Origin of the sequence: Nocardioides sp. BE266, assembly GCF_031457855.1 — a bacterium.
Classification (GTDB): domain Bacteria; phylum Actinomycetota; class Actinomycetes; order Propionibacteriales; family Nocardioidaceae; genus Nocardioides.
In genome coordinates this window covers 112415-135816 of record NZ_JAURTI010000011.1, presented here as the reverse complement: position 1 = coordinate 135816, position 23402 = coordinate 112415, and the positions used below count along the sequence as shown (strand labels likewise).

Genomic DNA, 23402 nt, shown 5'->3' with positions numbered 1-23402 from the left:
GTGCGTGCACATCGAGCCCGACACTCGTACGCTCAGAAATCACCGGGGCCTCCTATGCCTGTGGATAGGTCGAGCAGGCCACTCCTGCCCGACAACCCACGTACATGCATGTGAGAGGCCCCGGCCCGCAACCCCCTCACCCCGAGGCGGTCACGTCATACCGTCTGAGCCCCTCGAGCCCAGCGCCTGGGCGATCGCCGACCAGAGGTCAGGCGATCGTCCAGGTGTCGCCGCCGCCGATCAGTGCCGCCAACCGCGCGGCACGGTCGGCGGTGCTGCTTCCCGAGCCGTTGGTGGCCACCGCGACCTGCTCGCGCGCCGCGTCGTCGTACGTCGAGCGCTCGACCTGCCGGAAGATGCCGATCGGCGAGGTGTTGAGGTAGCCGGAGTCGGTGAGCCGCGAGATCGCGAAGGCCATCGTCGGGTCGGGGCTGTGCGCGTCGTGCACGACGATGTCGGCCGCGTCGACGTCGGCGGTCGCCACGACCTTCACGCCGCCGGTCGACTCGTCGCGCACCAGCGCCTTGGCGCCGCGGCCGTCCTCGAGCTGGGCGCCGAAGGTGATCGGCTCACCGTGCACCAGCGGGATGATCGCGTCGGCCTTGGTCTCGGGTGACTTGATCGCGTCGAAGGCGCCGTCGTTGAAGATCGGGCAGTTCTGGTAGATCTCCACCAGCGACGTGCCGCGGTGGGCGGCGGCCGCGGCGAGCACCGAGGTGAGGTGCTTGCGGTCGGAGTCGATCGTGCGGGCCACGAAGGTGCCCTCGGCGCCGAGCGCCAGCGACACCGGGTTGAAGGGGTGGTCGAGCGAGCCCATCGGCGTGGACTTGGTGACCTTGCCGGTCTCCGAGGTGGGGGAGTACTGACCCTTGGTGAGGCCGTAGATCCGGTTGTTGAACAGCAGGATCGTCATGTTCACGTTGCGGCGCAGCGCGTGGATCAGGTGGTTGCCGCCGATCGACAGCGCGTCGCCGTCACCGGTGACGACCCACACCGAGAGGTCCTCGCGGGCCGTGGCGATGCCGGTCGCGATCGACGGCGCCCGGCCGTGGATCGAGTGCATGCCGTAGGTGTCGAGGTAGTAGGGGAACCGCGACGAGCAGCCGATGCCGGAGATGAAGACGATGTTCTCGCGGCGCAGGCCGAGGTCGGGCAGGAAGGACTGCACGGCCTTGAGCACGGCGTAGTCGCCGCACCCGGGGCACCAGCGCACCTCCTGGTCGGACGTGAAGTCCTTGCCGCTCTGCGGCTCCTCGGTGGTGGGGACGAGCTCCGTGCCGGAGCGGAACGTCGGGATGCCCAGTTCGGTCAGGGGCTGGGTGGTCATCACACTTCCTCCTTCTGGGACGGCAGGCCCCAGATGCCGAGCTCGACCGTGAGGTCCTCGGCCTGGCCGACGAGGTCGGCGATCACGTGGGCCAGCTGGGTGGCCTTGAGCGGGAGCCCGCGGACCTCGTTGTAGCCGACGACGTCGACGAGGTATTCGGCGCGGAGCAGCAGGGAGAGCTGGCCGAGGTTCATCTCCGGCACCAGCACCTTGTCGTACCTCTTGAGCACCTCGCCCAGGTCCTTGGGGAACGGGTTGAGGTGCCGCAGGTGTGCCTGCGCGACGTTGTAGCCGGCCTTGCGCACGCGGCGTACGCCGGCGCCGATGGGGCCGTAGGTCGACCCCCAGCCGAGGACGAGCACCTTCGCCTCGCCGCTGGGGTCGTCGACCTGGAGCGGGGGCAGGGAGTCGGCAACGCGGTCGACCTTGGCCTGGCGGGTGCGGACCATGAAGTCGTGGTTGGCCGGGTCGTAGGAGATGTTGCCGTGCCCGTCGCCCTTCTCGAGGCCGCCGAGGCGGTGCTCGAGGCCGGGCGTGCCGGGAATGGCCCACGGACGGGCGAGCGTTGCCTCGTCGCGGAGGTAGGGCCAGAACTCGGCCTCGTCGCCCTCGCCCTGGTTCTTCTCCGTGGCGAAGGCCGGGTCGATCGCCGGCAGCTCGTCGAGCGCCGGGATCCGCCACGGCTCGGAGCCGTTGGCGAGGTAGCCGTCGGAGAGCAGCATGACCGGGGTGCGGTAGGTGATCGCGATGCGCACGGCCTCCACGGCCGCGTCGAAGCAGTCGCCCGGCGACTGGGGCGCCACGATCGGCAGCGGCGCCTCGCCGTTGCGGCCGAACATCGCCTGCAGCAGGTCGGCCTGCTCGGTCTTGGTGGGCAGGCCGGTCGAGGGACCGCCGCGCTGCACGTCGACCACGACGAGCGGCAGCTCGGTCATGATCGCCAGGCCGATCGCCTCGGACTTGAGCGAGACGCCGGGGCCCGAGGTGGTGGTGACGCCGAGCTGGCCGGCGAAGGCCGCGCCGATCGCGGCGCCGACGCCCGCGATCTCGTCCTCGGCCTGGAACGTCGTCACGCCGAAGCCCTTGTGCTTCGAGAGCTCGTGGAGGATGTCGGAGGCCGGGGTGATCGGGTAGGAGCCCAGGAAGACCGGCAGGCCCGACTGCACGCCGCCGGCGATCAGGCCGTAGGCGAGCGCGAGGTTGCCGGTGATGTTGCGGTAGGTGCCCGGGGGCATCGTGGCCGGCTTGATCTCGTAGCGGACCGCGAAGGCCTCGGTGGTCTCGCCGAAGTACCAGCCCGCCTTGAAGGCGGCGATGTTCGCGTCACGGATGTCGGGCACCTTCGCGAAGCGCTTCGACACGAAGTCGACCGTGGGGTCGGTCGGGCGGCCGTACATCCACGACAGCAGGCCGAGCGCGAACATGTTCTTGGCGCGCGAGGCGTCCTTGCGCGAGAGGCCGAACTCCTTGACCGCCTCGATCGTCATGCCGGTCAGGTCGACGGTGTGCACGACGAAGTCGTTGAGGCTCTCGTCGTCGAGCGGGTTGGCCTGGTAGCCGGCCTTGGTGAGGTTGCGCGCGGTGAAGTCGTGGGTGTCGACGATGATCGAGGCGCCGCTGGTCAGGTCGCCGAGGTTGGCGCGGAGGGCGGCGGGGTTCATCGCGACCAGCACGTCGGGCGCGTCACCGGCGGTGAGGATGTCGTGGTCGGCGAAGTGCACCTGGAACGACGAGACGCCCGGCAGCGTGCCCTGGGGCGCGCGGATCTCGGCCGGGAAGTTGGGCAGGGTCACCAGGTCGTTGCCGAACACGGCCGTCTCCGCGGTGAACCGGTCCCCGGTGAGCTGCATGCCGTCGCCGGAGTCGCCCGCGAACCGGATGATGACGCGGTCGAGCTGCTTGACCTGTTTCTCGGGTGCTACCACAAGCGGCAACGATAGCCGCCGGACACGCTCGGACCACGCGTTCCTGCCCTGTGGGACGGCGGCCCGGCGGGGCCTGTGACGTGCGTCATGCGGATCCTCGCCCGGGGCTCGGCCCTGAAGTCGTCCCAGCATGCAAGACGCGGGGCCACGCGTACGTCGTACCGCCGGGGAGGGCGCACTGGCGGGGTGACCTGCCCTTTTGTTAGGAGACCGTACGTATTACCCCGAGGTAATTAGTTAAGAGATCTAACCAACCCCTTGTGGCGCGCGTCACACGCTCCCTAGCGTTCCTCGCGAGGGCGCGCCTGCGCCCGCATCCACTCGGGAGGATCGAATGAAGTTGAAGGGGAAGCTGAAGGGCAAGCTGAAGGGCAGGGCCGTCGAGAGGCCGGGCCAGCTGCGACGGGTCGCCGGCGCGGTCGTCGCGGTGGTCGCCACGGCCGCGCTGGTGCCGGTCGCCTTCGTCGGCGGCAGCACCGGCTCGGCCGCCGCGGCCGCCGCGTGCACGGCGCCGACTTGGAGCAGCGGTGCGATCTACACCAACGGCAACCAGGTGACCTACCAGGGCCACACCTACCGTGCGAAGTGGTGGACGCAGGGCGAGGTGCCCGGCACCACCGGCGAGTGGGGTGTCTGGGTCGACCTCGGTGCGTGCGACGGAGGTCCGACGACCCCGCCCACGACCACGCCGCCCACCACGCCCCCGCCGACCACGACCCCGCCGGACCCGAGTGGCAAGAAGGTCATCGGCTACTTCACCAACTGGGCGACGTACGCCCGCAACTTCCACGCCAAGGACCTCGACACCAACGGCTCGGCCGCCAAGCTGACCCACATCCTCTACGCCTTCGGCAACGTCCAGAACGGTCGCTGCACCATCGGTGACTCCTACGCCGACTACGAGAAGGCCTACACCGCGGCGCAGAGCGTCGACGGCGTCGCCGACACGTGGGACCAGAGCCTGCGCGGCAACTTCAACCAGCTCCGCAAGCTCAAGGCGAAGTACCCCCACCTCAAGATCATCTGGTCCTTCGGCGGCTGGACCTGGTCCGGCGGCTTCACCCAGGCCGCGCAGAACCCGACGGCCTTCGCCCAGTCGTGCCGCGCGCTGGTCGAGGACCCGCGCTGGGCCGACGTCTTCGACGGCATCGACATCGACTGGGAGTACCCCAACGCCTGTGGCCTGTCCTGCGACGCCAGCGGCACCCAGGCCTTCCCGCGGCTGATGCAGGCGCTGCGCACCGCCTTCGGCAACGACCTGGTCACTGCGGCGATCACCGCCGACGGCACCAGTGGCGGCAAGATCGAGAAGGGCGGCTACGGCGATGCCGCGCAGTACGTCAACTGGTACATGCCCATGACGTACGACTACTTCGGCGCCTTCGCGGCCCAGGGGCCGACCGCACCGCACTCCCCGCTGACGTCGTACGCCGGCATCCCGACGCAGGGCTTCGACTCGAGCACCGCGATCGCCAAGCTCAGGTCGCTCGGCATCCCGTCGTCCAAGCTGCTCCTCGGCATCGGCTTCTACGGCCGCGGCTGGTCCGGTGTCAGCCAGTCGGCGCCCGGCGGCTCGGCCACGGGCCCGGCACCCGGCACCTACGAGCAGGGCATCGAGGACTACAAGGTGCTCAAGACCCGCTGCCCGGCGACGGGCACGGTAGGCGGGACGGCGTACGCCAAGTGCGGGGACCAGTGGTGGAGCTACGACACCCCGCAGACCATCGGGACCAAGATGGCCTACGCCAAGCAGCAGGGCCTGGCCGGCGCCTTCTTCTGGGAGCTGTCCGGCGACACGACCAACGGTGAGCTGATCACCGCGGTCAACAACGGTCTGAAGTAGCAGCACACCCCCTCTGCCGCCTCTCGGGAAGGCGGTCCGGCACGGGCCGGGAGCGCACCTGGCTCCCGGCCTGTTGCCGTGCCCGGACCCCGTCCCGAGAGGTGTGGCGCGCGACACGCGAGACAATGTGCTTCACGTCCATAAAGTCATGTATGTTTCTCGACATTGCTCACCGATCCAGAAAGTCGAGTACCCCCCATGCAGATCCGTTCACAGGCCGCCGTAGCGGCCGCACTGCTCGGAGCGTTGGCTCTCTCCTCCTGCTCCGCTGACGCGGATTCCGGAGACGGCGACGGCGGCACGAACCTCGCCGTCGTGGGCTTCTCCGTCATGGAGACCCCGAACGACGCCGCCTTCGCGGCCTTCGAGAAGACCGACGCCGGCAAGGACGTCACCTTCGACGGCCCGGCCTACGGCGCCTCCGGTGACATGAGCCGCGGCGTGGTAGACGGCCAGGACGCCGACCTCGTCCACTTCTCCCTCGAGCCGGACATGACCCGCCTCGTCGACGCCGGCATCGTGGCCGACGACTGGAAGGACGGCGACACCTCGGGCATCTGCACGCAGTCCGTCGTGGTCATGGTGGTGCCGAAGGGCAACCCCAAGAAGATCGACAGCTGGGACGACCTCGTCAAGGACGACACCACGATCGTCACCCCCAACCCCGCCTCGTCGGGCTCCGCCAAGTGGAACCTGCTGGCCGCCTACGGCTCCGTCATCTCCGACGGTGGCAGCGAGGACGACGCCGCGGCGTACATGAAGGACTTCTTCGAGCACGTCTCGGCGCTGCCCGACTCGGGCCGCGACGCCACCACCGCCTTCACGCAGGGCCAGGGCGACGTGCTGCTGTCCTACGAGAACGAGGCCATCCTGGCCCGCCAGAACGGTGAGGACTTCGACTACGTCGTGCCCGACACCACCCTGCTGATCGAGAACCCCTGCGCCGTGACCGTCGACGCGCCCGACCAGGCGAACGACTTCCTCGACTTCCAGCGCTCGGAGGAGGGCCAGAAGCTCTACGCCGGCTTCGGCTTCCGCCCGCTGGTCGACGTGGGCTCGGTCGAGGTCGAGGGCGCCCTCGACCCTGCGAACGCATTCCCCGAGCCGGCCACCGAGCTCACCATCGACGGTGACTTCGGCGGCTGGGGTGAGGCCAACGACACGTTCTTCGGCGACGGCGAGGAGGACAACCCCCTCGGCATCATCACCGAGATCCAGTCCGAGTCCGGGGTCGGTAGCTGACCTTGTCCACCGCGACTCTCACGACCGGCCGACCGGCGCGCAAGCGCCGGTCGGCACGGCCGCGCGCACTGAACGCGAGCGCCAGCCTCGGCCTGGGGGTCGGCCTGCTCTGGTTCAGCCTGCTCGTCCTCATCCCGCTCTCGGCCGTCGTGGTCGAGGCCTCCGGCGGCGGGTGGGGCACCTACACGTCGGCCCTGACCAACAGTCAGACCGTCAACGCCCTGCAGCTCACCGTCGGCGTCGCCGTGCTGACCACCCTCATCAACATGGTGATGGGCACCGTCATCGCGTGGGTGCTGGTGCGCGACAAGTTCTGGGGCAAGCGCGTCCTGGACCTCGTCATCGACATCCCCTTCGCGATGCCGACGATCGTGGCCGGCCTCGTGCTCCTGGCGCTCTACGGCAGCCAGGGCCCGATCGGCGTCGAGTTCGAGAACACCCGCAAGGCCGTGTTCCTCGCGATCGCCTTCGTGACGCTGCCCTTCATCGTGCGCACGGTCCAGCCGGTGCTGGAGGAGATGGAGACCGACGTCGAGGACGCCGCCGCGTCGCTCGGCGCGACCCGCTTCACCATCCTGCGCCGCGTCGTGCTGCCCACGCTCGTCCCCGCGATCTTCGCCGGCGCGGCGCTGTCCTTCGCGCGCGGCATCAGTGAGTACGGCTCGCTCGTGCTGCTGTCGGGCAACCTGCCCAACCGCACCGAGGTGACGTCGTACCGGATGGCGTCGCTGCTCGAGGGCGGCAACCGCCCCGCCGCCGCGGCACTCGCCACGATCATGCTGCTGGTCGCGCTGCTGGCGATCATCGTGCTCGACGTGACCCAGCGAAGGCTGGCCCGCCGTGGCTAGCGCGAGCACCGCGGTGGGAAACCGCTCCCCGGTCACCACGTGGGTGCTGCGCATCGTCGTCGTGGCATACCTCTTCCTGCTGATCGCCTGGCCCACCGGCCTGATCGCGCAGAACACCTTCCGCGACGGCCTCGACGGCATGCGGAGCGCACTGGGCGACCCCGACGTCACCCACGCGCTGTGGCTCACGCTGCGGGTCTCGGTGATCGCCGTCGCGATCAACCTGGTCTTCGGCGTCGGGATGTCGCTGCTGCTCGTGCGCTACGACTTCCCCGGCAAGCGGCTCCTGTCGGCGCTGATCGACCTGCCGCTGTCGGTGTCGCCCGTCGTGGTCGGTCTCGCGCTGGTGCTGGTCTACAACCCGCGCTACGGCTGGCTCGGCGAGGGGCTGCACGACCGCGGCATCGACGTCGTGTTCGCCACCCCCGGCATCGTCATGGCCACGTGCTTCGTCGTCCTGCCGCTGATCGTCCGCGAGGTCGTCCCCGTCCTCGAGGAGCTCGGCGACGAGCAGGAGCAGGCTGCCCGCAGCCTCGGCGCCAGCGGCGCCCAGACCTTCTGGCGGATCACCCTGCCCGGCATCAAGTGGGCGATCGTGTACGGCGTGGTGCTGAGCCTGGCGCGCTCGCTGGGCGAGTTCGGCGCGGTCAAGATCGTCGCCGGCCGCAGCATCGGCAACATGGAGACCGCCACCCTCCTGGTGCAGCGCGAGTACCAGAACTTCCACGAGGACGTGGCCTACTCGGTGTCGCTCCTCCTCGTCGTGGCGTCGGTCCTCTGCCTGGTCGTCGTCGCCCTGCTGCGCCCCACCGAGGGGTCGCAGCCCGAACTCATCAAGGAGAAGAAGTGAGTATCGAGGTCCGCAACCTGAACAAGCGGTTCGGTGACTTCGTCGCTCTCGACGACGTGACCGTGTCGCTGCCCTCGGGCCAGCTGACGGCCCTGCTCGGCCCGTCGGGCGGGGGCAAGTCCACCCTGCTGCGCATCATCGCCGGCCTGGACTCCGCCGACTCCGGCACCGTGTCGATCGAGGGCACCGAGGCGACCCACCTGCCGCCGCAGAAGCGCAACGTCGGCTTCGTGTTCCAGCACTACGCCGTCTTCAAGCACATGACGGTGGCCAAGAACGTCGCCTTCGGCCTGGAGATCCGCAAGCGACCCAAGGACGAGATCGCCGCACGCGTCGACGAGCTGCTCAAGCTGGTCCACCTCTCGCAGTTCTCCCACCGGATGCCCTCGCAGCTCTCCGGCGGCCAGCGCCAGCGCATGGCGCTCGCCCGCGCGCTCGCGGTGGAGCCCAGCGTGCTGCTGCTCGACGAGCCGTTCGGCGCCCTCGACGCGAAGGTCCGCAAGGAGCTGCGCGACTGGCTGCGTCGCCTCCACGACGAGGTCCCGGTCACCACGGTGTTCGTGACCCACGACCAGGAGGAGGCCATGGAGGTCGCCGACGAGATCGTGGTCATCAACGAGGGCCGGGTCGAGCAGGTCGGCACGCCCGACGAGCTCTACGAGACCCCGGCCAACGACTTCGTGATGTCGTTCCTCGGCGACGTGACCCACATCGGTGGGGTCGCGCTGCGGCCCCACGACGTCGACGTGTCGACCACGCCGGTCCTGGCCGGGTCGACGGAGGGCGTCATCTCGCGGCTGCTCAAGGTCGGCTTCGAGGTGCGGCTCAACGTCCTCACCGTGACGGGCGACGACGTGCACGTGGTGCTGTCTCGGGCCGAGGCGCGCAGCCTCGGACTTCAGGAGGGTGACACGGTCTGGGTCACCGCGGCGCCCGGCTCGGCCGTCGTACCGTCCATGCAGGTGGCCGGCTGACGCCGGTCCGGACCAGACCTGCGAAGTGGCTGCCGCCGTTGGCGGCAGCCACTAGCGTTTCTGGTGTGATCAGTGCGTCCGAGGCCTCCCGCGCCTCCACCGACCGGCTGTGGGCCGCCGTGGAGACCTTCGACGGCGAGGTCGCGGACGACACGCTGGCCGGCCTGCTCTGGGAGCGCGACCTCAGCGAGGCGATCATGCAGGTCGTCCTGCCGTTCCTCGCCGAGCTGGGTGACCGGTGGGAGGAGGGGCAGCTGTCGGTCGCCCACGAGCACTTCATCAGCAACCTGCTGCGACGCTGGCTGTGGGCCTACACGGGCCGGCCGCGCCAGGCCGCCGAGACGGCGGACGGCCCGGTCGTCCTGCTGGCGTGCCCGCCGGGGGAGCGGCACGACCTGGTGCTGCTCTGCTTCTCGCTGCTGCTGGGCGAGAACGGTGCCCGGACGCGCTTCCTCGGCGCCGACACCCCGATGCCGGCCATCGTGGCGGCAGCGCGCACGGCCCGCGCGGACGCCGTCGTGATCGCAGCCACCCGCGACACCGCGCTCACCGCCCACGCGGCCGCGATCAGCCGGCTGGCCGTCGAGCACCCGGTCTTCGTGGCCGGGCGCGGGGCGACGCAGGGCGTGGCCGAGCAGCTCAACGCCCACCACCTGCCCCATGACCCGGTCGCCGCGGTGAGCTTCCTGCGGACGGTGCTCGCGCGCTAGCGGTAGTTGGTGAACTGCACCGCGAAGTCGTAGTCCTGCGCCTTCACCAGCTGCTGCACGGCCTGGAGGTCGTCGCGCTTCTTCGACGACACCCGCAGCTCCTCGCCCTGGACCTGCGCCTTGACGCCCTTGGGGCCCTCGTCGCGGATCAGCTTGGAGATCTTCTTGGCGTCCTCGGAGGTGATGCCCTCCTTGAGCGCGATGTCGATCTTGGAGACCTGTCCGGACTGGCGCGGGTCGGAGGCGTCGAGGATCTTCAGGCTCTGGTTGCGCTTGATCAGCTTGTCCTGGAAGACGCTGAGCACCGCGCTCGCGCGGTCGTCGGCGGAGGCGGTGATCTCGATGGCCTTCTCGCCCTTCCACTCGATGCTCGCGCCGGTGCCCTTGAAGTCGAAGCGGGTGGCGATCTCGCGGGCCGCCTGGCTCAGGGCGTTGTCGACCTCCTGGCGGTCCAGCTTGCTCACGATGTCGAAGCTCGAGTCGGCCATTGTGTGCCTCCTTGGTGGGGCGTTGCGGGGCGTCCCGAGGGTGCCCCGGCGATTCGTGGTGAAGTCCGTGCCTTGCTATTGTTCCGCACGGCCCGGCAGGTTGCCCGAGCGGCCAAAGGGAGCTGACTGTAAATCAGCCGGCATTGCCTACAGAGGTTCGAATCCTCTACCTGCCACTGGACGGATTCCCGATCCAGTCGCGAGACCCCCGCACCGTGTGCGGGGGTCTCGTGCGTTGCGGGGCGGGGGTTGCCCCGGGTCGACGGACTCGCCGCCGACGTTCGGGCGTCTCGAGCCGCTTGAAGAGCCACAGGGGTGAGAGCCTACGTAGCACGCGTGCGCCGATCTCGTACGTAGTGCTCTGCGATGCCCGCGCCCTGCGCCCCTCGGCCGGTGGATAGCGCATCGGGCTGCCGGGTCCGCCTGGCTGAATGACGATGGCCAGGGGCCGTCTGCGCCATGGGCTCGCATCGGAGCTACGAGCAAACGAGTGCCACCACGTAGGCGCCAGCTAGCAGCGATGTAAAGGGCGTGAAGGGGCCGATCGTGAGGGCGTCATACCACCTCACAGGCATGTGGAGCAGGATGAGAGTACTTGCGAGCGGTGTAACGGCAGCGATAACAACCGCTACGTCGGCCTCTAGTGCGAGCTCGCCATTCGACTTCAACGTTGAGGCGATGCAGAAGGCTATAGAGCCCGCTGCTGCCTGAACGGCGTCTAGGTCGCGCTGGAAGCGGAGGCGGATCTGGTTGAGTTGAACGTCGGTGAACTCAGAGCCCATCCCGTTCAGCTCTAACTGCCTGACCATAAACATGCCAACGATTGCAGAGACGAGGGTGACGCCAAGGCCGACAACTAGCGGTCCGGTCGCCATTAGGTCTCGCTGGCCATAGTCATCGGCTTCCTTTGCACGCCACCGCAAACTCAAGAGTTCTGCGCGCGGGCGGGGAATCGGGGTACGCCGGAGCAATCTCCGCGGTGAGCCGTATTACGTGTTGTCTGCCCGGATCGCAGGTGTCATGGTTTCGGTGGAAGAGAATCTCACGTGGTGTACGCGGATTCACTGAGTTGGCGCCCAGTCGCATACTTCCAACATCCCATTGCTTTGGCAGCGGCAACCTGACGTATCGCAAACCGTCTACGCCGACACGTGACACGGTATCGGCCTCGTAGTCGGGCTCCGACGGGACCGCGATTTCGTCGATTCGCAACTCCGCACCATCGCCGATCGAATCCTCGACCAGTCCGTCATTGACCGCGTTCCGGAAGTCCGCGAGCGCCTCGTCCGGCTCGACATCGATTGCGTCGTCGTCGGTGTCTGGCGGCGCAGCATCAGTCGGGTCTATCCATGCGGTGAGCGTAAGGAACAACTGCTCAGGCATCCCAGGTGGTACGTCTGCCCGCACCTCGTGGATCGCGTCCCGGCCGCGCTTGATGGTGTTAAAGCGCAGGCCATCACGCCCACGCGTCCTAACTGTCAGGCCGGGAGCGTTTGGGATGTTCCGCATCGTGTTCCATCCGAGCACAAGAGCGCACAGTACTGCAGCGGATGCTTTCGCGGGAGTCAGGTTTGACAGGTGGATCATCCCACGATTGCAAACGCAGGCTCAAGAAGATCTGGCGAAGAATCGGCGACCGTCCGAATGTGGTCGGTCCCTGTCGAACTCATCAGCCGGAGCAAGCGCGTCGGAGCCACCTCGTCTCGCTTACCTTCGACCGACACCAGCGCGGCCTGAGCGTGTGCAATCCGACTCCAAGTTGCCTTGCGGAACGGACGTTGCCAGATCAGGGACGAACTTCCTGCCGCAATGGTGCAGAAGGCGACTTCGGCTAGCCCTACATCGTCTGCCAACAGTTCCTGAACTGGTCGGTAGGTGTCCCAATCATCTGTGGCTCCGTCAGGAGGGCGCCTGTGGCCGGACTCGTCCAAAGTCCACCACAGGGCATCAGCTCTGGGCGCGAAGAACTCTGGAGCGGCCAGGGTCGCCGACTTCAGAAATGAGAGGAGGTCGTCCTCGCATGACCACATGACACTGAGGGCGCCGGTGCTTTGATGCTCAGCATGCACGTACTCGTCATTGCGAAGATGCTTGAGATAGCCGTGGGTGTCTTGGACTCTGTATTCACGCGATTGCTCAACCACTTGGTCCTCCGCGCCAACCTCGTGGTCTCTTTGTAGCCCGACCGCCCGACTTGATGCGGGCGGCGCGCCGCGCGAAGCATTCTTCTGTTTCCTCGGCATCTTGGGGCTATAGGCCTCGGTCACCAGTTCAATGACCGCCATGGGCGCGTTGTCGCCCTTGCGGGGGCCGATCTTAGTTATGCGGGTGTAGCCGCCAGGACGCTCCGCGAAGGTCGGTGCGATCTCTGTGAACAGGGTGTGCACGACCGACTTGTCACGAATGGTCTTCAAGACCTCGCGGCGGTTGTGCAGGTCGCCACGCTTGGCCTTCGTGATCAACTTCTCCGCCACAGGACGCAACAGGCGTGCGCGGGTCTCCGTGGTGGTGATCCGACCGTGCTCGAACAGGGCGGTAGCCAGGTTCGAGAGCATCAATCGCTGATGGGCGGGGCTGCCGCCTAGGCGGGGACCCTTCTTCGGGGTGGGCAATCTGCTACCTCCGGAACCGCACGCAAGGCCGACTAGTGGCGAGTCAGTAAATGTACGGCAAGGTGCGAAGCGCGTCGCGACTTATACGTGAGAATCAACCAATACGGGGAGGCCGACACGATCGCGGCTAGGACCTCAACCCCGGCACTTAGTCGCGATCTGCCAGTCGATGCGTCAGTGGCACGGGCATGGCTGTATGGCATTCACTACTGCGCTTCTGATCCGCAGAAGTGGTAAGTCGACTTGACCCCACCCCAGGAACGACGAAAGGGCTGCTTGACTGCCGTCGTGACGAACCCAGCCCCGACCGACGACTGGCTCGACGTCGAGTGCCGCCGCCTCCTCGCCTTCGGCCGCCGGGTCGCGCACCCGGCCGGCGGGGCCGCCTGGCTCGACGGCGACGGCGCCCCCGACCTGTCGCGGCCGGTCTACACGTGGATCACCAGCCGCACCGTCCACGTCTTCGGGCTCGGCACGCTGCTCGGCGTCGAGGGGGCCGGAGCCATCGCCACTGCAGCGCTCGACGGGCTCCGGACGACACTGCGCGACGAGGAGAGCGGCGGCTGGTTCCACGCGGTCGACGCTGACGTCGCGCCCGTCGAGGGCACGGCCAAGTCCTGCTACGACCACGCCTTCGTGATGCTGGCCGCCTCGACCGCGGTGGTCGCCGGGCTGCCGGGTGCGCGCGACCTGCTCGACGAGGCGACCGACGCGTTCGCCGCTCGCTTCTGGGACGACGCGACCGGCCGGGTGTACGACGAGTGGGACCGGGCCTGGACCGAGCCCGCGCCCTACCGCGGCCTCAACTCCACGATGCACTCCCTCGAGGCGATGCTCGCCGTCGGCGACGTGACGGGCGACCAGGTCTGGCACGACCGGGCGGCCCGGGTCGCGGCCTTCGCCGTGGACCTGGCCGGCGCCCACGACGGCCGGCTGCCCGAGCACTTCGGCCCCGACTGGGCGGTCGACCTCGACCTCAACCGCGACCGCCCGGACGACCCGTTCAAGCCGTTCGGCGCCACGCCCGGGCACGGGCTCGAGTGGTCGCGGCTGCTGCTCCACGTCGAGGCGACCTTGGGCGACGCGGCGCCGGCCGGCCTGCTCCCGGCCTCCCGGACGCTCTTCGACCGCGCGGTCGCGGACGGCTGGCACGCCGACGGCGCTCCCGGCTTCGTCTACACCACCGACTGGTCGGGGACGCCGGTCGTGCGCGACCGCTTCCACTGGGTCGTGGCGGAGGGCATCGCCGCTGCTGGCGCGCTGCATCGTCGTACGGGTGAGGGGGTGTTTGCGGAGCAGTACGCCGCCTGGTGGGCGTACGTCGACCAGCACGTGCGCGACGTCGATCGGGGCTCGTGGCGCCACGAGCTCGACCCCGCCAATCGGCCCGCGGCCTCGGTCTGGCCGGGCAAGCCCGACCTCTACCACGCGGTCCAAGCGACCCTCCTGCCACGCCTTCCGCTGGCCCCCAGTCTCGCGTCCGCACTGGCCCTGTCGGAGCGGGACCGACCACCGGCATGATGGGGGCCATGACGGACGCAGCACCACGTGTCCTCGTCGTCGGCGAGGCCCTCATCGACGTCGTCCCCGACCCCGACGGCGCGCCCCGCGACTACCCCGGCGGCAGCCCCGCCAACGTCGCGATCACCCTCGGCCGGCTCGACCGCGACGTCCGCCTCGTCACGCTGCTCGGCGCCGACGCGCGCGGCGACGCGATCCGCCAGTGGCTGGCCGCCAGCAACGTCACCGTGCTCGACCAGCCGACCGGCAGCGGCCGGACCTCGACCGCCGCCGTCACCCTCGACGCGGCGGGCGCCGCGAGCTACGTCTTCGACCTCGACTGGGAGCTGCGCGCCGTGCCCGACGAGGAGTGCGACGTGCTCCACGTCGGCTCGATCGCCACGGTGCTCGACCCCGGTGCCGACGCGGTCCTCGACGCGGTCCGCGCCCACCGGGAGAAGGCCGTCGTCTCCCTCGACCCGAACGCGCGACCTGCCATCACCCCCGACCGCACGGGCCCGGTGGCCCGCGTCGAGGAGCTCGTCGCACTCGCCGACGTCGTGAAGGTCAGCGACGAGGACCTCCACTGGTTGCACCCGGGCGTCGACCCCGTCGACACCGCGACGCGCTGGTCGACGCTCGGTCCCGCGCTCGTCGTGGTGACCCGCGGCGGCGAGGGCGCGGTCGCCGTACGCCACGACGGGACGAGGCTCGAGGTGCCGGGCGTCCCGGTCACGGTCGCCGACACCGTCGGCGCCGGCGACACCTTCAGCGGCGTGCTCGTCGACTCGCTCCTCGGCCACGGCGTCGCGGGCGCCGGCGGCTCGGCCGCGCTGCGCGCGCTCACCGACCGCGACGTGCTCGACGTCGTCACCACCGCGGCCATCGGCGCCGCGATCAACGTCTCCCGACCGGGTGCCGACCCGCCGTCGCGGGCCGAGCTCAGCGCCGCGCTGGGTGCCCCCGAAGCGGGCGAGGAGTGACCGCCGAGCAGATCCACGACATCGGTAGGAGACGGGCCTGGGTGATCTGGTTCGTCGCGCTCGCGGTCTACATCCTGGCGGTCTTCCACCGCAGCTCGCTCGGCGTCGCAGGCATCATCGCCGCCGACCGGTTCCACATCAGCGCGACCAGCCTGGCGACGTTCACCGTCCTGCAGCTCGTCGTGTACGCCGGCATGCAGGTGCCGGTCGGCGTGCTGCTCGACCGCTACGGCTCGCGCACCATGCTGCTGGGCGGCCTCGTCCTGATGACCGCCGGTCAGCTGGGCTTCGCCTTCTCCGGGTCGTTCGTCGGTGCAGTGCTGGCGCGGGCCGTGGTGGGTGCGGGCGACGCGATGATCTTCGTCAGCGTGATCCGGCTCGTCACCGTGTGGTTCCTGGTCCGGCAGGCGCCGATGGTCACCCAGGTCACCGGGCTGTCCGGGCAGCTCGGGGCGATCGCCGCGGCGGCCCCGTTGTCGTACCTCCTCCACGAGCTCGGCTGGACCCGCACCTTCGCGATCACCTCGAGCGTCGGCGTGGTGCTCCTCGTCGCGGTCGCTGCTCTGGTGAAGGACTCGCCCTACCGCCGCGACGACGTCGTCGCCATCAAGTTGAGCGCGCTCGCGCAATCCGTGCGCACCGTGTGGGGAAACCCCGGCACCCGGCTGGGGATGTGGTCCCACTTCACCTCGCAGTTCTCAGCGACGGTGTTCGCGCTGCTGTGGGGCTACCCGTTCCTGGTGCAGGGGCTCGGCTGGAGCTCCGGGGCCGCGAGCAGCCTGCTGATGGCGATGACCGCGTGGACCGTCTTCAGCGGCCTGGCGCTGGCGCGGCTGGTGGCTCGGCTGCCCTACTACCGCTCCTTCATCGTCATCGGCGTCGTGATCGCGATGGTGGTGCCGTGGACCGCGGTGCTGCTGTGGCCGGGATCGGCGCCGGCGTGGCTCGTGGTCGTGATGGCCTTCGCGACGGCCAGCGGCGGTCCGGCGGCGATGGTGGCCTTCGACCTCGCGCGCTCCTTCACGCCGCCGCACGCCATCGGGCGGGCCAACGGCCTGGTCAACGTCGGCGGCTTCACCGCCTCGCTGCTGACGATGGGGCTGATCGGCGTCGTGCTCGACCTGTCGTCGCCGGGTGGCATGGACTCCTACACGCTCGGCGACTTCAAGCTCGCGCTGTCGGTGCAGTACCTCTTCTGGACCTTCGGGATCGTGCAGATCCTGCGCTACCGCCGTCGCGGGCTCGCCCACCTCGCCCGCGTCCACCCGGGCTCGGTCGACCAGATGAAGGCCGGGCGGCCCTTCGTCCACCCGGGCATCGGCACCGAAGGCGTCTAGCCGACCTTCCGGTACTTCCGGTGCATCGTCTGCCGGGTGACGCCGAGCAGCGTGCCGATCTCGGCCCAGCTCAGGCCGGCGTGCCGCGCACGTCGTACGGCGACCTCCTCGCGCCGCGTCAGGTCACGCTTGGCCTCGCGCACGGCCGCCAGCTCGTGGAAGACGTCGTCACCGTCGGCGGTGCCCACTGAGGTCCTCATGGCTGTCAGCATATGCTGACGAGCCAAGCAAGGCCCGATGAACTTCCACCCGAGCGCGTGGAACTTCAGGTCCGGATCGCAGCCGCCACGCTCAGCCCCGGATGAACTTCCACCCGAGCGCGTGGAACTTCAGGTCCGGATCGCAGCCGCCACGCTCAGGCCCGGATGAACTTCCACCCGAGTGCGTGGAAATCCATCGGGAGGCGGGTCAACCGATCTCGCCGTCCCCGTCGGAGTCGAGGTCGCCGGTGGGGTCCTCGGCGGTCGGGTCCTCGAGCAGCTCGCCACCGACCGGGTGGCCCTGCCAGGACACCATCTCCCAGCCGGCGTCGAAGTCGCCGTCGAGCACGATCAGCGCGGTGTTGTGCAGGGGAGTGGTCGCGGGCGGGGCGTCGGGGTGCGGGGTCATCCGGGTGGAGGTCCAGGTGCGCAGCGCCGCGCCGTGGCTGACGATCATCGCCGTCTCGTGGCCGGCCGCGAGGATCTCGAGGACCGCGCGGTCGTAGCGCTCGAGGAACTCCTCGCCGGTCTCCGCGCCCGGCATCCGGTGGGAGAGGTCGCCCTCGATCCAGGCCGCCACGCTGCCGATGTAGCCGGCGACCGCGTCGTGGTCGTTGCGCATCTCGAAGTCGCCGGCCTGGATCTCCTCGAGCCCGTCGAGCTGGACCGGAGTGAGGTCGCGGTCGTCAGCGGTGGGCTGTGCGGTCTGGTGGGTCCGCACCCGGCTGGAGACGTAGATCGCGTCGATCCGCTCGTCGGCGAGGGCGCGGGCGGCGGCCGTGGCCTGGGCCCGCCCCAGGTCGGTCAGGTCGAGGCCGGGGTGCGCGGTGTCGAGCTCGCCGGAGACGTTGGCGTGCGTCTGGCCGTGGCGCATCAGCAGGAGTCGCATGGAGTGAGTCCTCGTGGGTGGACTAGTTGTTGAACTCGGAGGTCTTCGACGAGGCCAGCTCGAACGCCTGCTCCAGCGGGATGTCCTCGAGGGCCGCGGCGATGTCGGAGCCGACCTGGCTGACCTCGGTGCCGCGCTCGAGCGGGACGAGGGTGTGGACCAGCCGGTCGTCGTAGGCGTGGACCATGGTGAAGGCCTGGCCGGCGTCGACGCCGGAGATGAAGCGGTCCACGGGCGCGGGGTCGCTGGTGTAGCAGCTGGCCGAGGCCACCGACACGGGTACGCCGGCGAAGGTCGACCACGTCGACAGGTGGAGGTGGCCGGCCAGGATCCCGCGCACGTCGGTGCCGGTGATCACGTCGGCCAGCGACTGCTGGTCGTGCAGCTCGATGAGCTCGGCCGCGCGCAGCATCGGCAGCGGGAGCGGCGGGTGGTGCATCGCGAGGAGCGTGCCGTGCTCGGCCGGCGTCGCGAGCACGTCGCGCAGCCAGGCCAGCTGCTCGGGCCGCAGCTCGCCGTGGTGGTAGCCCGGGACGCTGGTGTCGAGGGCGACGATGCGCAGGCCGTCGACGTCGTACACACGGTCCTGGAAGCCGTCGTCGTCGGTGTCGAAGAGCCCGCGGGCGTAGGGGCTGCGCTCGTCGTGGTTGCCCATCGTCCAGACCACGACCGCGCCCATCGCGGCGGCCGCCGGCTCGACGATCGAGCGGAGCGTCGCGTAGGCGTCGGGCTCGGCCTGGTCGGCGAGGTCGCCGGTGAAGACCAGCGCCTGCGGCGCCGGGCGCACCTCGGCCAGGCGGGCGAGGGCGGCGCGCAGGTTGGCGACGTTGTCGATCACGCCGTAGTGCAGCCCGCCGCCGCCGATCAGGTGCGGGTCGGAGAGGTGGGCGATGGCGTGCCGCGGGGCGGCGTACTGGCCGAGCTGTTTCACGCCGACAGCCTAGGGGTCGCTGCGAAGGCGCAGCAGGGGTTGGCCGGGCGTTCACCCGGACGTCGGGCCGCGGTCGGGAGCGGCGCCTACCGTCCGCAGCGTGGTGGCCCGGGGACTCGTCGGAAGCGTGCTCGTCCTGCTCGGAGGACTGGTCGTGGCGACCATCCCGCCGAGCGCCGCGGTCGCGGACGTCGACCTCCTCCAGCTGCTACGCGGATCGGCCGTCGGACGGATGGCCGGACTGGTCGTCGTGCTGGTCGGCCTCGGCATGCTCGCCTCGGCGTGGCTGCACCTGTGCCGCGCCTGCAGCCGTGCGAACGTCGAGGGACAGCCCGCGCTCCTCACCCGGGTCCGCGTCGCCACCGTCACCTGGTCGCTGCCGCTGCTCCTCGCGCCCCCGCTCTTCTCCCGGGACGGCTGGTCGTACGCCGCCCAGGGCACGCTGGCCCACCGCGGGATCTCGCCCTACGAGTACGGCCCCTGGAGCCTGGTCGGCCCACGCTCCATCCCCGGCCCGATCGTCGAGGGCGTGGACGCGCGCTGGATGGCGACGCCGGCGCCCTACGGCCCGGTCCCGCTGATCGGCGGCGACGTCGCGGCCGGACTCACGGCCGACCCGTGGCTGCTCGTCGTCGCCCACCGGCTGATCGCGCTCGTCGGGCTCGCCCTGCTGGCGTGGGCGGTGCCGCGGCTGGCCCGCTGGTGCGGCGCCAACCCCGCCCTCGCCTCGTGCCTCGTGCTCGCCTCGCCGCTGATGATCTCCAACGGCGTGGCCGGCCTGCACAACGACCTGCTGATGGTCGGGCTGATGGCCGCGGCGCTGGTGGTGGCACGCGAGCACGGCTGGGTCTCCGGAGCGGTCCTCGGCGGCCTGGCCGCCGGCGTGAAGCTCCCTGGCGGACTGGCCTGCGTCGCCGTCGTGCTGGTGACCCTGCCTGCCGCGGCCTCGGTCGCCCTGCGCCTGCGCCACGCGATCCGCGTCGCGGCGGTCTCCGTGGCGGCGCTCGTCCTGCCGGGCGTGGTGTGGGGCCTCGGCATCGGCTGGCTCGGCGCCCTCGCGGTGCCCGGCACCGTGAACACCCCGCTGTCGCTGCCCACCCTCGTCGGCGGCTGGCTCGACCTCGTCTCGCAGTTCCTCGGCACGGGCACGCCCGACGAGACGTTCCTCGACCTGGTCCGGCTGCTGGCCCAGGTCGGCATCGTCGCCGTCGTCGGCTGGGTGCTGCTCCGGCTGCCGACCGGCGACCGCCGCGAGTCGGTGCGCGCCCTCGCCGTGGTGATGGCGGCGACGATCGCGCTCAGCCCGGTCGTGCACCTCTGGTACTTCCTGTGGGTGGTGCCGTTCGTCGCCGTGCTGCGCCTCGGCCGCGGAGCGATGGCGGCACTCGTCGCGCTCTCCCTCGTCGGCGGCCTCGTCGCCCCGATGGACTCCTCGCTCCACGGCGCCTACCTGGCGATCGTGATCGGGTCCCTCGTCGTGGCCGCTGCCGCTGCGTTGCTGCTGATCACCCGACGTGCCCGCGAGCGGCTGGCCGGCATCGCCACCGACGAGTGGACCTCGAGCATCGAGCCCACGGTCGTCGACCAGGGGTAGAGCTCGGCCCGTCGCCGCGCCGATGCCCGGCGCACCGCCTCGGGACGCGACGTCACCTCGAGCACCGCGTCCGCCAGCGCGGAGGGGTCGGGCGCACCCCATGCCCCTGAGGTCTCGTCGACCAGCTCTCGGGCGCCGCCGCGGTCGGCGGTCACCACCGGCGTGCCGGAGGCGAGCGCCTCGAGGACGGCCAGGCCGAAGGTCTCGCCCGGGCACACGCTGAGGGCGACGTCGGCGTGGGCCAGCGCCCGGCTCAGGCGCGCGGGGGAGTCGACATACCCACGGAAGCGGACCGGTGCGTCCCCGGCGATCTCGACGAGCTCGTCACGGTGCGGTCCGACGCCGTACACGTCCATCCGCAGGGGTACGCCGCGTCGGTGCAGCTCGACCGCTGTGGCCACTGCCAGGTGCGGGCTCTTCTCGCGCGACAGCCGGCCCGCGTGGACCAGCCGCAGCTCGTCGACCGTTCCGCGCGCGTGCGGGCGGAAGGTGTCGAGGTCGACGCCGAGCGGGACTCGCTCCACGCGGCAGCCGGCGGCGTCGGCGACGTCCTGGAACTCGTCGCGGGCGTAGTCGGAGGTGACGACGACCGTGTCGACGCTGCGCACGAGCAGCCGGTTGAGCAGGCCGATCGAGACCTTGCTGGTGGCGTCGAGACCGGTGCGCAGGGCGAGCATGTCGCCGAGCCGCTCGTGGGAGAGGAGCACCGCGCCGACGCCGCTGCGACGGGCCCATCGGGCGACCGGCAGCAGGGTCAGCTTGTCGCTCAGCTCGATCGAGGTCGGCTCCCACTGCTCGAGCACCTCGGTGACCCGCCACGGCTCGACGATCAGCCGGTAGCCACCGCCGACCCGGGGAGCGCGGAGCTGGACGACGTCACCGAGCGGCGTGGAGGTGCGGGCGTCCTCGGGACCCGGTACGACGAGCAGGCGACGGCACCCGGCCGACACGTAGCCCTCGCCGAGGGCGCGCAGCGCGGTGCGCATGCCCCCCGACGCAGGTCCGACGAAGTTGGCCAGCTGGGCGATGCGCATGGGCGCACGCTCGCGCAGCGAGGTGAACGGAGTCCGACGACTCGTCGGCCGTCAGTGGGCCGGGAGGATGCGACCCGCGACCTCGCCGAGGGAGATCCGGCCACCGCCGGTGCCGGGCGCGGTGTAGCGCAGCACCACCTCGTCGCCGTCCTCGAGGAAGGTGCGCTCGCGCCCGCCGGCCGTGAACGGCTCCTTGCCGCCCCAGCTGAGCTCGAGGAGCGACCCGCGCTGGGCGGGCTCGGGGCCGGAGATCGTGCCCGACGCCCACAGGTCGCCGGTGCGCAGACTGGCGCCGTTGACGGTGGTGTGCGCGAGCATCTGGGCCGGCGACCAGTACATCGTCCGGTAGGGCGGGCGCGCGACGACCTCGCCGTCGAGCACCACCTCGACCTCGATGTCGAGCCCGGCCGGTCCGTCGACCCGGAGGTAGTCGAGGACCTCGGGGTCCTGCCCGGGCAGGTCGGTCCACGCTGCGGCGAGCGCGGCCATCGGGGTCACCCACGCGCTGATCGAGGTGGCGAACGACTTGCCGAGGAACGGGCCGAGCGGGACGTACTCCCAGGCCTGGATGTCGCGCGCCGACCAGTCGTTGAGGCCGACGACGCCGAAGGTGTGCCGTGCGAAGTCGGCGGTCGCGACCCGGTCGCCCATCGGCGACGGCACCCCGACGACGAAGCCCAGCTCGGCCTCGATGTCGAGCCGCTGCGACGGGCCGTAGGTGGGGGCGTCGTCGGTCGGCGCCTTGCGCTGCCCGCTGGGGCGTACGACGTCCGTGCCCGACACCACGACGGTGCCCGAGCGGCCGTGGTAGCCGACGGGCAGGTTCTTCCAGTTCGGCAGCAGCGGCTCCTGGTCGGGGCGGAACATCCGCCCGACGTTGGAGGCGTGGTGCTCGGAGGCGTAGAAGTCGACGTAGTCGCCCACCGCGAACGGCATCAGCATCCGCACCGAGTCGACCGGGGAGAGTGCCGGCTCGACGAGGTCGCGCTCGGTCTCGTCGGTCAGCAGGCCGGTGATCCAGGCCCGGGTCGACTCCCAGACCGCCGGACCGGCGGCCATGAACGGGTTGAGCGTCGGCTGGTCGTAGAGCGCGTGGGTGTCGACCATGTCGGCCGCCGCGACGATGCTCAGGTCGAGCACGTAGTCGCCGATGCGGACCGCGACCCTCGGGTGCTCGCCAGAGCGCGCGAAGACGCCGTACGGGAGGTGGTCGACGTCGAAGCCGGAGCCTGCGGCTCCCTCGACCCAGGTGGTGACGGTCATGGCTTCTCCAGGAGTGAGAGGGCGAGCAGGTCGTCGAGCGGCTCGGTCACCGAGCACGAGCCGAAGGAGGTGAACCAGCGACGGGCCGTGGCCACATCGACGCCGGTGAGGGCCGCGCCGTCGCGCTCGTCGAGGAGGTCGGTCGCGTCGGCCGCCGAGCCGCCGTCCCACAGCGCCGCGGTGGCGGCGAGGACGTTGAGGAAGCCGTGGGCGCCGCCGCCCTCCGGCTCGTGGCGTACGGCGCGGTGCAGGCCGGCCGTGGCCTTGAAGCGGACCTCCCGGTCGAGCGCCGCGTCGATCCAGGCGACGACGTTGCCGGCGTCGGGGATCAGGTCGTGGTCGACGTTGCCGAGCCGCAGCTTGAGCCGGTGGTCGCAGGCGGCGACCTCGTCGGCCGCGGCCAGCCAGGCCGCGGTGGCCGGGCCGGGGAGCTCGATGAACACCGGGACGTCGACGTCGGCCGCCCGCGCCGCCGCGTCGATCCGGCGGACGTTGCCGACCGGGTCGTCCACGTCGCGCACGGCGATCTCGAGCGCGGCCACCTGCATCCCGAGCTTTGCGGCGAGGCCCACCGGCCCCTCGACCTGGCCAGCGCCACCGGTCACGACGACCGACAGCGGTGCGCCGAAGCCGCGCACCAGCGGCAGGTCGGTGTCGCGGAGCACGAAGCTGCCGACGAGGTCGGCGTACCACTCGCTGCCGCGCGCGCCGTAGGCCGCGGTCGCGTCGTGGATCGGTGCGTCACCGGGCGGGAAGATCGCGGCGTCGTCGATCAGCCCGCGCCAGGCGTCCGGAAGAGGGGGTGGAGGTGAGGGAGCCACGTCGCTACTCTAGCCACCAGATAGCGGACGC

General features: G+C 70.5%; 20 protein-coding genes, 1 tRNA gene and 2 pseudogenes. 11 read left to right on the top strand and 12 right to left on the bottom strand.

Annotation, left to right across the window (positions count from 1 at the left end; translation table 11 throughout):
* Positions 1-208: 208 nt before the first annotated feature.
* Positions 209-1312 (bottom strand): 2-oxoacid:ferredoxin oxidoreductase subunit beta, encoded by a 1104-nt coding sequence (locus J2X46_RS23115; protein ID WP_397215826.1) that lies wholly within the window; start codon positions 1310-1312, stop codon positions 209-211.
* A 14-nt stretch (positions 1313-1326) separates the two neighbouring features.
* Positions 1327-3252, bottom strand: a complete 1926-nt coding sequence (locus tag J2X46_RS23110) for a 2-oxoacid:acceptor oxidoreductase subunit alpha (RefSeq protein WP_310254765.1) — start codon at positions 3250-3252, stop codon at positions 1327-1329.
* 334 nt (positions 3253-3586) lie between these two features.
* Here J2X46_RS23110 and J2X46_RS23105 point away from each other — a divergent pair, with 334 nt between their 5' ends.
* The 6 genes from J2X46_RS23105 to J2X46_RS23080 all read left to right on the top strand — a co-directional run bounded on the left by J2X46_RS23105 (position 3587) and on the right by J2X46_RS23080 (position 9719).
* Entirely contained in the window at positions 3587-5095 is a 1509-nt protein-coding gene (locus tag J2X46_RS23105) for a glycosyl hydrolase family 18 protein (protein ID WP_310254763.1), read from the top strand.
* 198 nt (positions 5096-5293) lie between these two features.
* Positions 5294-6337: an extracellular solute-binding protein gene (locus J2X46_RS23100; RefSeq protein ID WP_310254761.1), complete on the top strand. Its 1044-nt coding sequence runs from the start codon at positions 5294-5296 to the stop codon at positions 6335-6337.
* Between the two features lie 2 nt (positions 6338-6339).
* Positions 6340-7185, top strand: coding sequence for a sulfate ABC transporter permease subunit CysT (gene cysT / locus J2X46_RS23095; RefSeq protein ID WP_310254760.1), 846 nt, complete (start codon positions 6340-6342; stop codon positions 7183-7185).
* The gene (locus J2X46_RS23090) at positions 7178-8035 is read left to right on the top strand and encodes a sulfate ABC transporter permease subunit (RefSeq protein ID WP_310254759.1); all 858 of its coding nucleotides are present in this window, start codon (positions 7178-7180) and stop codon (positions 8033-8035) included. Before cysT ends, J2X46_RS23090 begins: the two co-directional genes overlap by 8 nt.
* The gene (locus J2X46_RS23085; protein ID WP_310254758.1) at positions 8032-9009 is read left to right on the top strand and encodes a sulfate ABC transporter ATP-binding protein; all 978 of its coding nucleotides are present in this window, start codon (positions 8032-8034) and stop codon (positions 9007-9009) included. Before J2X46_RS23090 ends, J2X46_RS23085 begins: the two co-directional genes overlap by 4 nt.
* A gap of 65 nt (positions 9010-9074) precedes the next feature.
* Entirely contained in the window at positions 9075-9719 is a 645-nt protein-coding gene (locus tag J2X46_RS23080) for a B12-binding domain-containing protein (RefSeq protein WP_310254757.1), read from the top strand.
* Here J2X46_RS23080 and J2X46_RS23075 read toward each other — a convergent pair.
* The gene (locus tag J2X46_RS23075) at positions 9716-10207 is read right to left on the bottom strand and encodes a YajQ family cyclic di-GMP-binding protein (RefSeq protein WP_310254755.1); all 492 of its coding nucleotides are present in this window, start codon (positions 10205-10207) and stop codon (positions 9716-9718) included. The genes J2X46_RS23080 and J2X46_RS23075 overlap by 4 nt on opposite strands.
* Before the next feature lie 94 nt (positions 10208-10301).
* Here J2X46_RS23075 and J2X46_RS23070 point away from each other — a divergent pair.
* Positions 10302-10383: transfer RNA gene (locus J2X46_RS23070), tRNA-Tyr, on the top strand.
* A 300-nt stretch (positions 10384-10683) separates the two neighbouring features.
* Here J2X46_RS23070 and J2X46_RS23065 read toward each other — a convergent pair.
* The 3 genes and pseudogenes from J2X46_RS23065 to rplQ all read right to left on the bottom strand — a co-directional run.
* Positions 10684-11082 (bottom strand): hypothetical protein, encoded by a 399-nt coding sequence (locus tag J2X46_RS23065; RefSeq protein WP_310254753.1) that lies wholly within the window; start codon positions 11080-11082, stop codon positions 10684-10686.
* A 19-nt stretch (positions 11083-11101) separates the two neighbouring features.
* The gene (locus J2X46_RS23060) at positions 11102-11794 is read right to left on the bottom strand and encodes a hypothetical protein (RefSeq protein WP_310254751.1); all 693 of its coding nucleotides are present in this window, start codon (positions 11792-11794) and stop codon (positions 11102-11104) included.
* Positions 11795-12449: 655 nt separating this feature from the next.
* Positions 12450-12819: pseudogene (rplQ, locus tag J2X46_RS23055) on the bottom strand (50S ribosomal protein L17); the annotation flags it as partial.
* Positions 12820-13107: 288 nt separating this feature from the next.
* On the opposite strand from rplQ, the gene J2X46_RS23050 reads away from it, so the two are divergent.
* The 3 genes from J2X46_RS23050 to J2X46_RS23040 are packed head-to-tail and all read left to right on the top strand — an operon-like array spanning position 13108 to position 16639.
* Positions 13108-14340 carry an AGE family epimerase/isomerase gene (locus J2X46_RS23050; protein WP_310254749.1) on the top strand — a complete coding sequence of 411 codons (1233 nt, stop codon included), beginning with the start codon at positions 13108-13110 and terminating at the stop codon, positions 14338-14340.
* Positions 14341-14348: 8 nt separating this feature from the next.
* Complete coding sequence (locus tag J2X46_RS23045) at positions 14349-15302, top strand: carbohydrate kinase (RefSeq protein WP_310254747.1); 954 nt, start codon at positions 14349-14351, stop codon at positions 15300-15302.
* Positions 15299-16639: an MFS transporter gene (locus J2X46_RS23040; RefSeq protein WP_310254745.1), complete on the top strand. Its 1341-nt coding sequence runs from the start codon at positions 15299-15301 to the stop codon at positions 16637-16639. Before J2X46_RS23045 ends, J2X46_RS23040 begins: the two co-directional genes overlap by 4 nt.
* Here J2X46_RS23040 and J2X46_RS23035 read toward each other — a convergent pair.
* The 3 genes from J2X46_RS23035 to J2X46_RS23025 form a co-directional block, all read right to left on the bottom strand.
* Positions 16636-16839, bottom strand: coding sequence for an RNA polymerase subunit sigma-70 (locus tag J2X46_RS23035; RefSeq protein ID WP_310254743.1), 204 nt, complete (start codon positions 16837-16839; stop codon positions 16636-16638). The two genes, J2X46_RS23040 and J2X46_RS23035, sit on opposite strands and share 4 nt — an antisense overlap.
* A 208-nt stretch (positions 16840-17047) precedes the next feature.
* Positions 17048-17728 (bottom strand): histidine phosphatase family protein, encoded by a 681-nt coding sequence (locus tag J2X46_RS23030; protein WP_310254741.1) that lies wholly within the window; start codon positions 17726-17728, stop codon positions 17048-17050.
* A gap of 22 nt (positions 17729-17750) precedes the next feature.
* On the bottom strand, positions 17751-18659 hold the full coding sequence (locus J2X46_RS23025; protein ID WP_310254739.1) for a metallophosphoesterase: 909 nt from the start codon (positions 18657-18659) through the stop codon (positions 17751-17753).
* 100 nt (positions 18660-18759) lie between these two features.
* Here J2X46_RS23025 and mptB point away from each other — a divergent pair.
* Positions 18760-20103 (top strand): annotated as a pseudogene (mptB, locus tag J2X46_RS23020) (polyprenol phosphomannose-dependent alpha 1,6 mannosyltransferase MptB); the annotation flags it as partial.
* Between the two features lie 2 nt (positions 20104-20105).
* On the opposite strand, the gene J2X46_RS23015 reads toward mptB, so the two are convergent.
* From J2X46_RS23015 to J2X46_RS23005, 3 genes are read right to left on the bottom strand one after another with little or no spacing between them, the layout of a single operon-like run.
* Positions 20106-21287 carry a glycosyltransferase gene (locus J2X46_RS23015; RefSeq protein WP_310254737.1) on the bottom strand — a complete coding sequence of 394 codons (1182 nt, stop codon included), beginning with the start codon at positions 21285-21287 and terminating at the stop codon, positions 20106-20108.
* A 51-nt stretch (positions 21288-21338) separates the two neighbouring features.
* The gene (gene fahA / locus J2X46_RS23010) at positions 21339-22550 is read right to left on the bottom strand and encodes a fumarylacetoacetase (protein ID WP_310254735.1); all 1212 of its coding nucleotides are present in this window, start codon (positions 22548-22550) and stop codon (positions 21339-21341) included.
* On the bottom strand, positions 22547-23371 hold the full coding sequence (locus tag J2X46_RS23005) for a hypothetical protein (protein ID WP_310254733.1): 825 nt from the start codon (positions 23369-23371) through the stop codon (positions 22547-22549). The genes fahA and J2X46_RS23005 overlap by 4 nt, the downstream gene beginning before the upstream one ends.
* Positions 23372-23402: the final 31 nt, after the last annotated feature.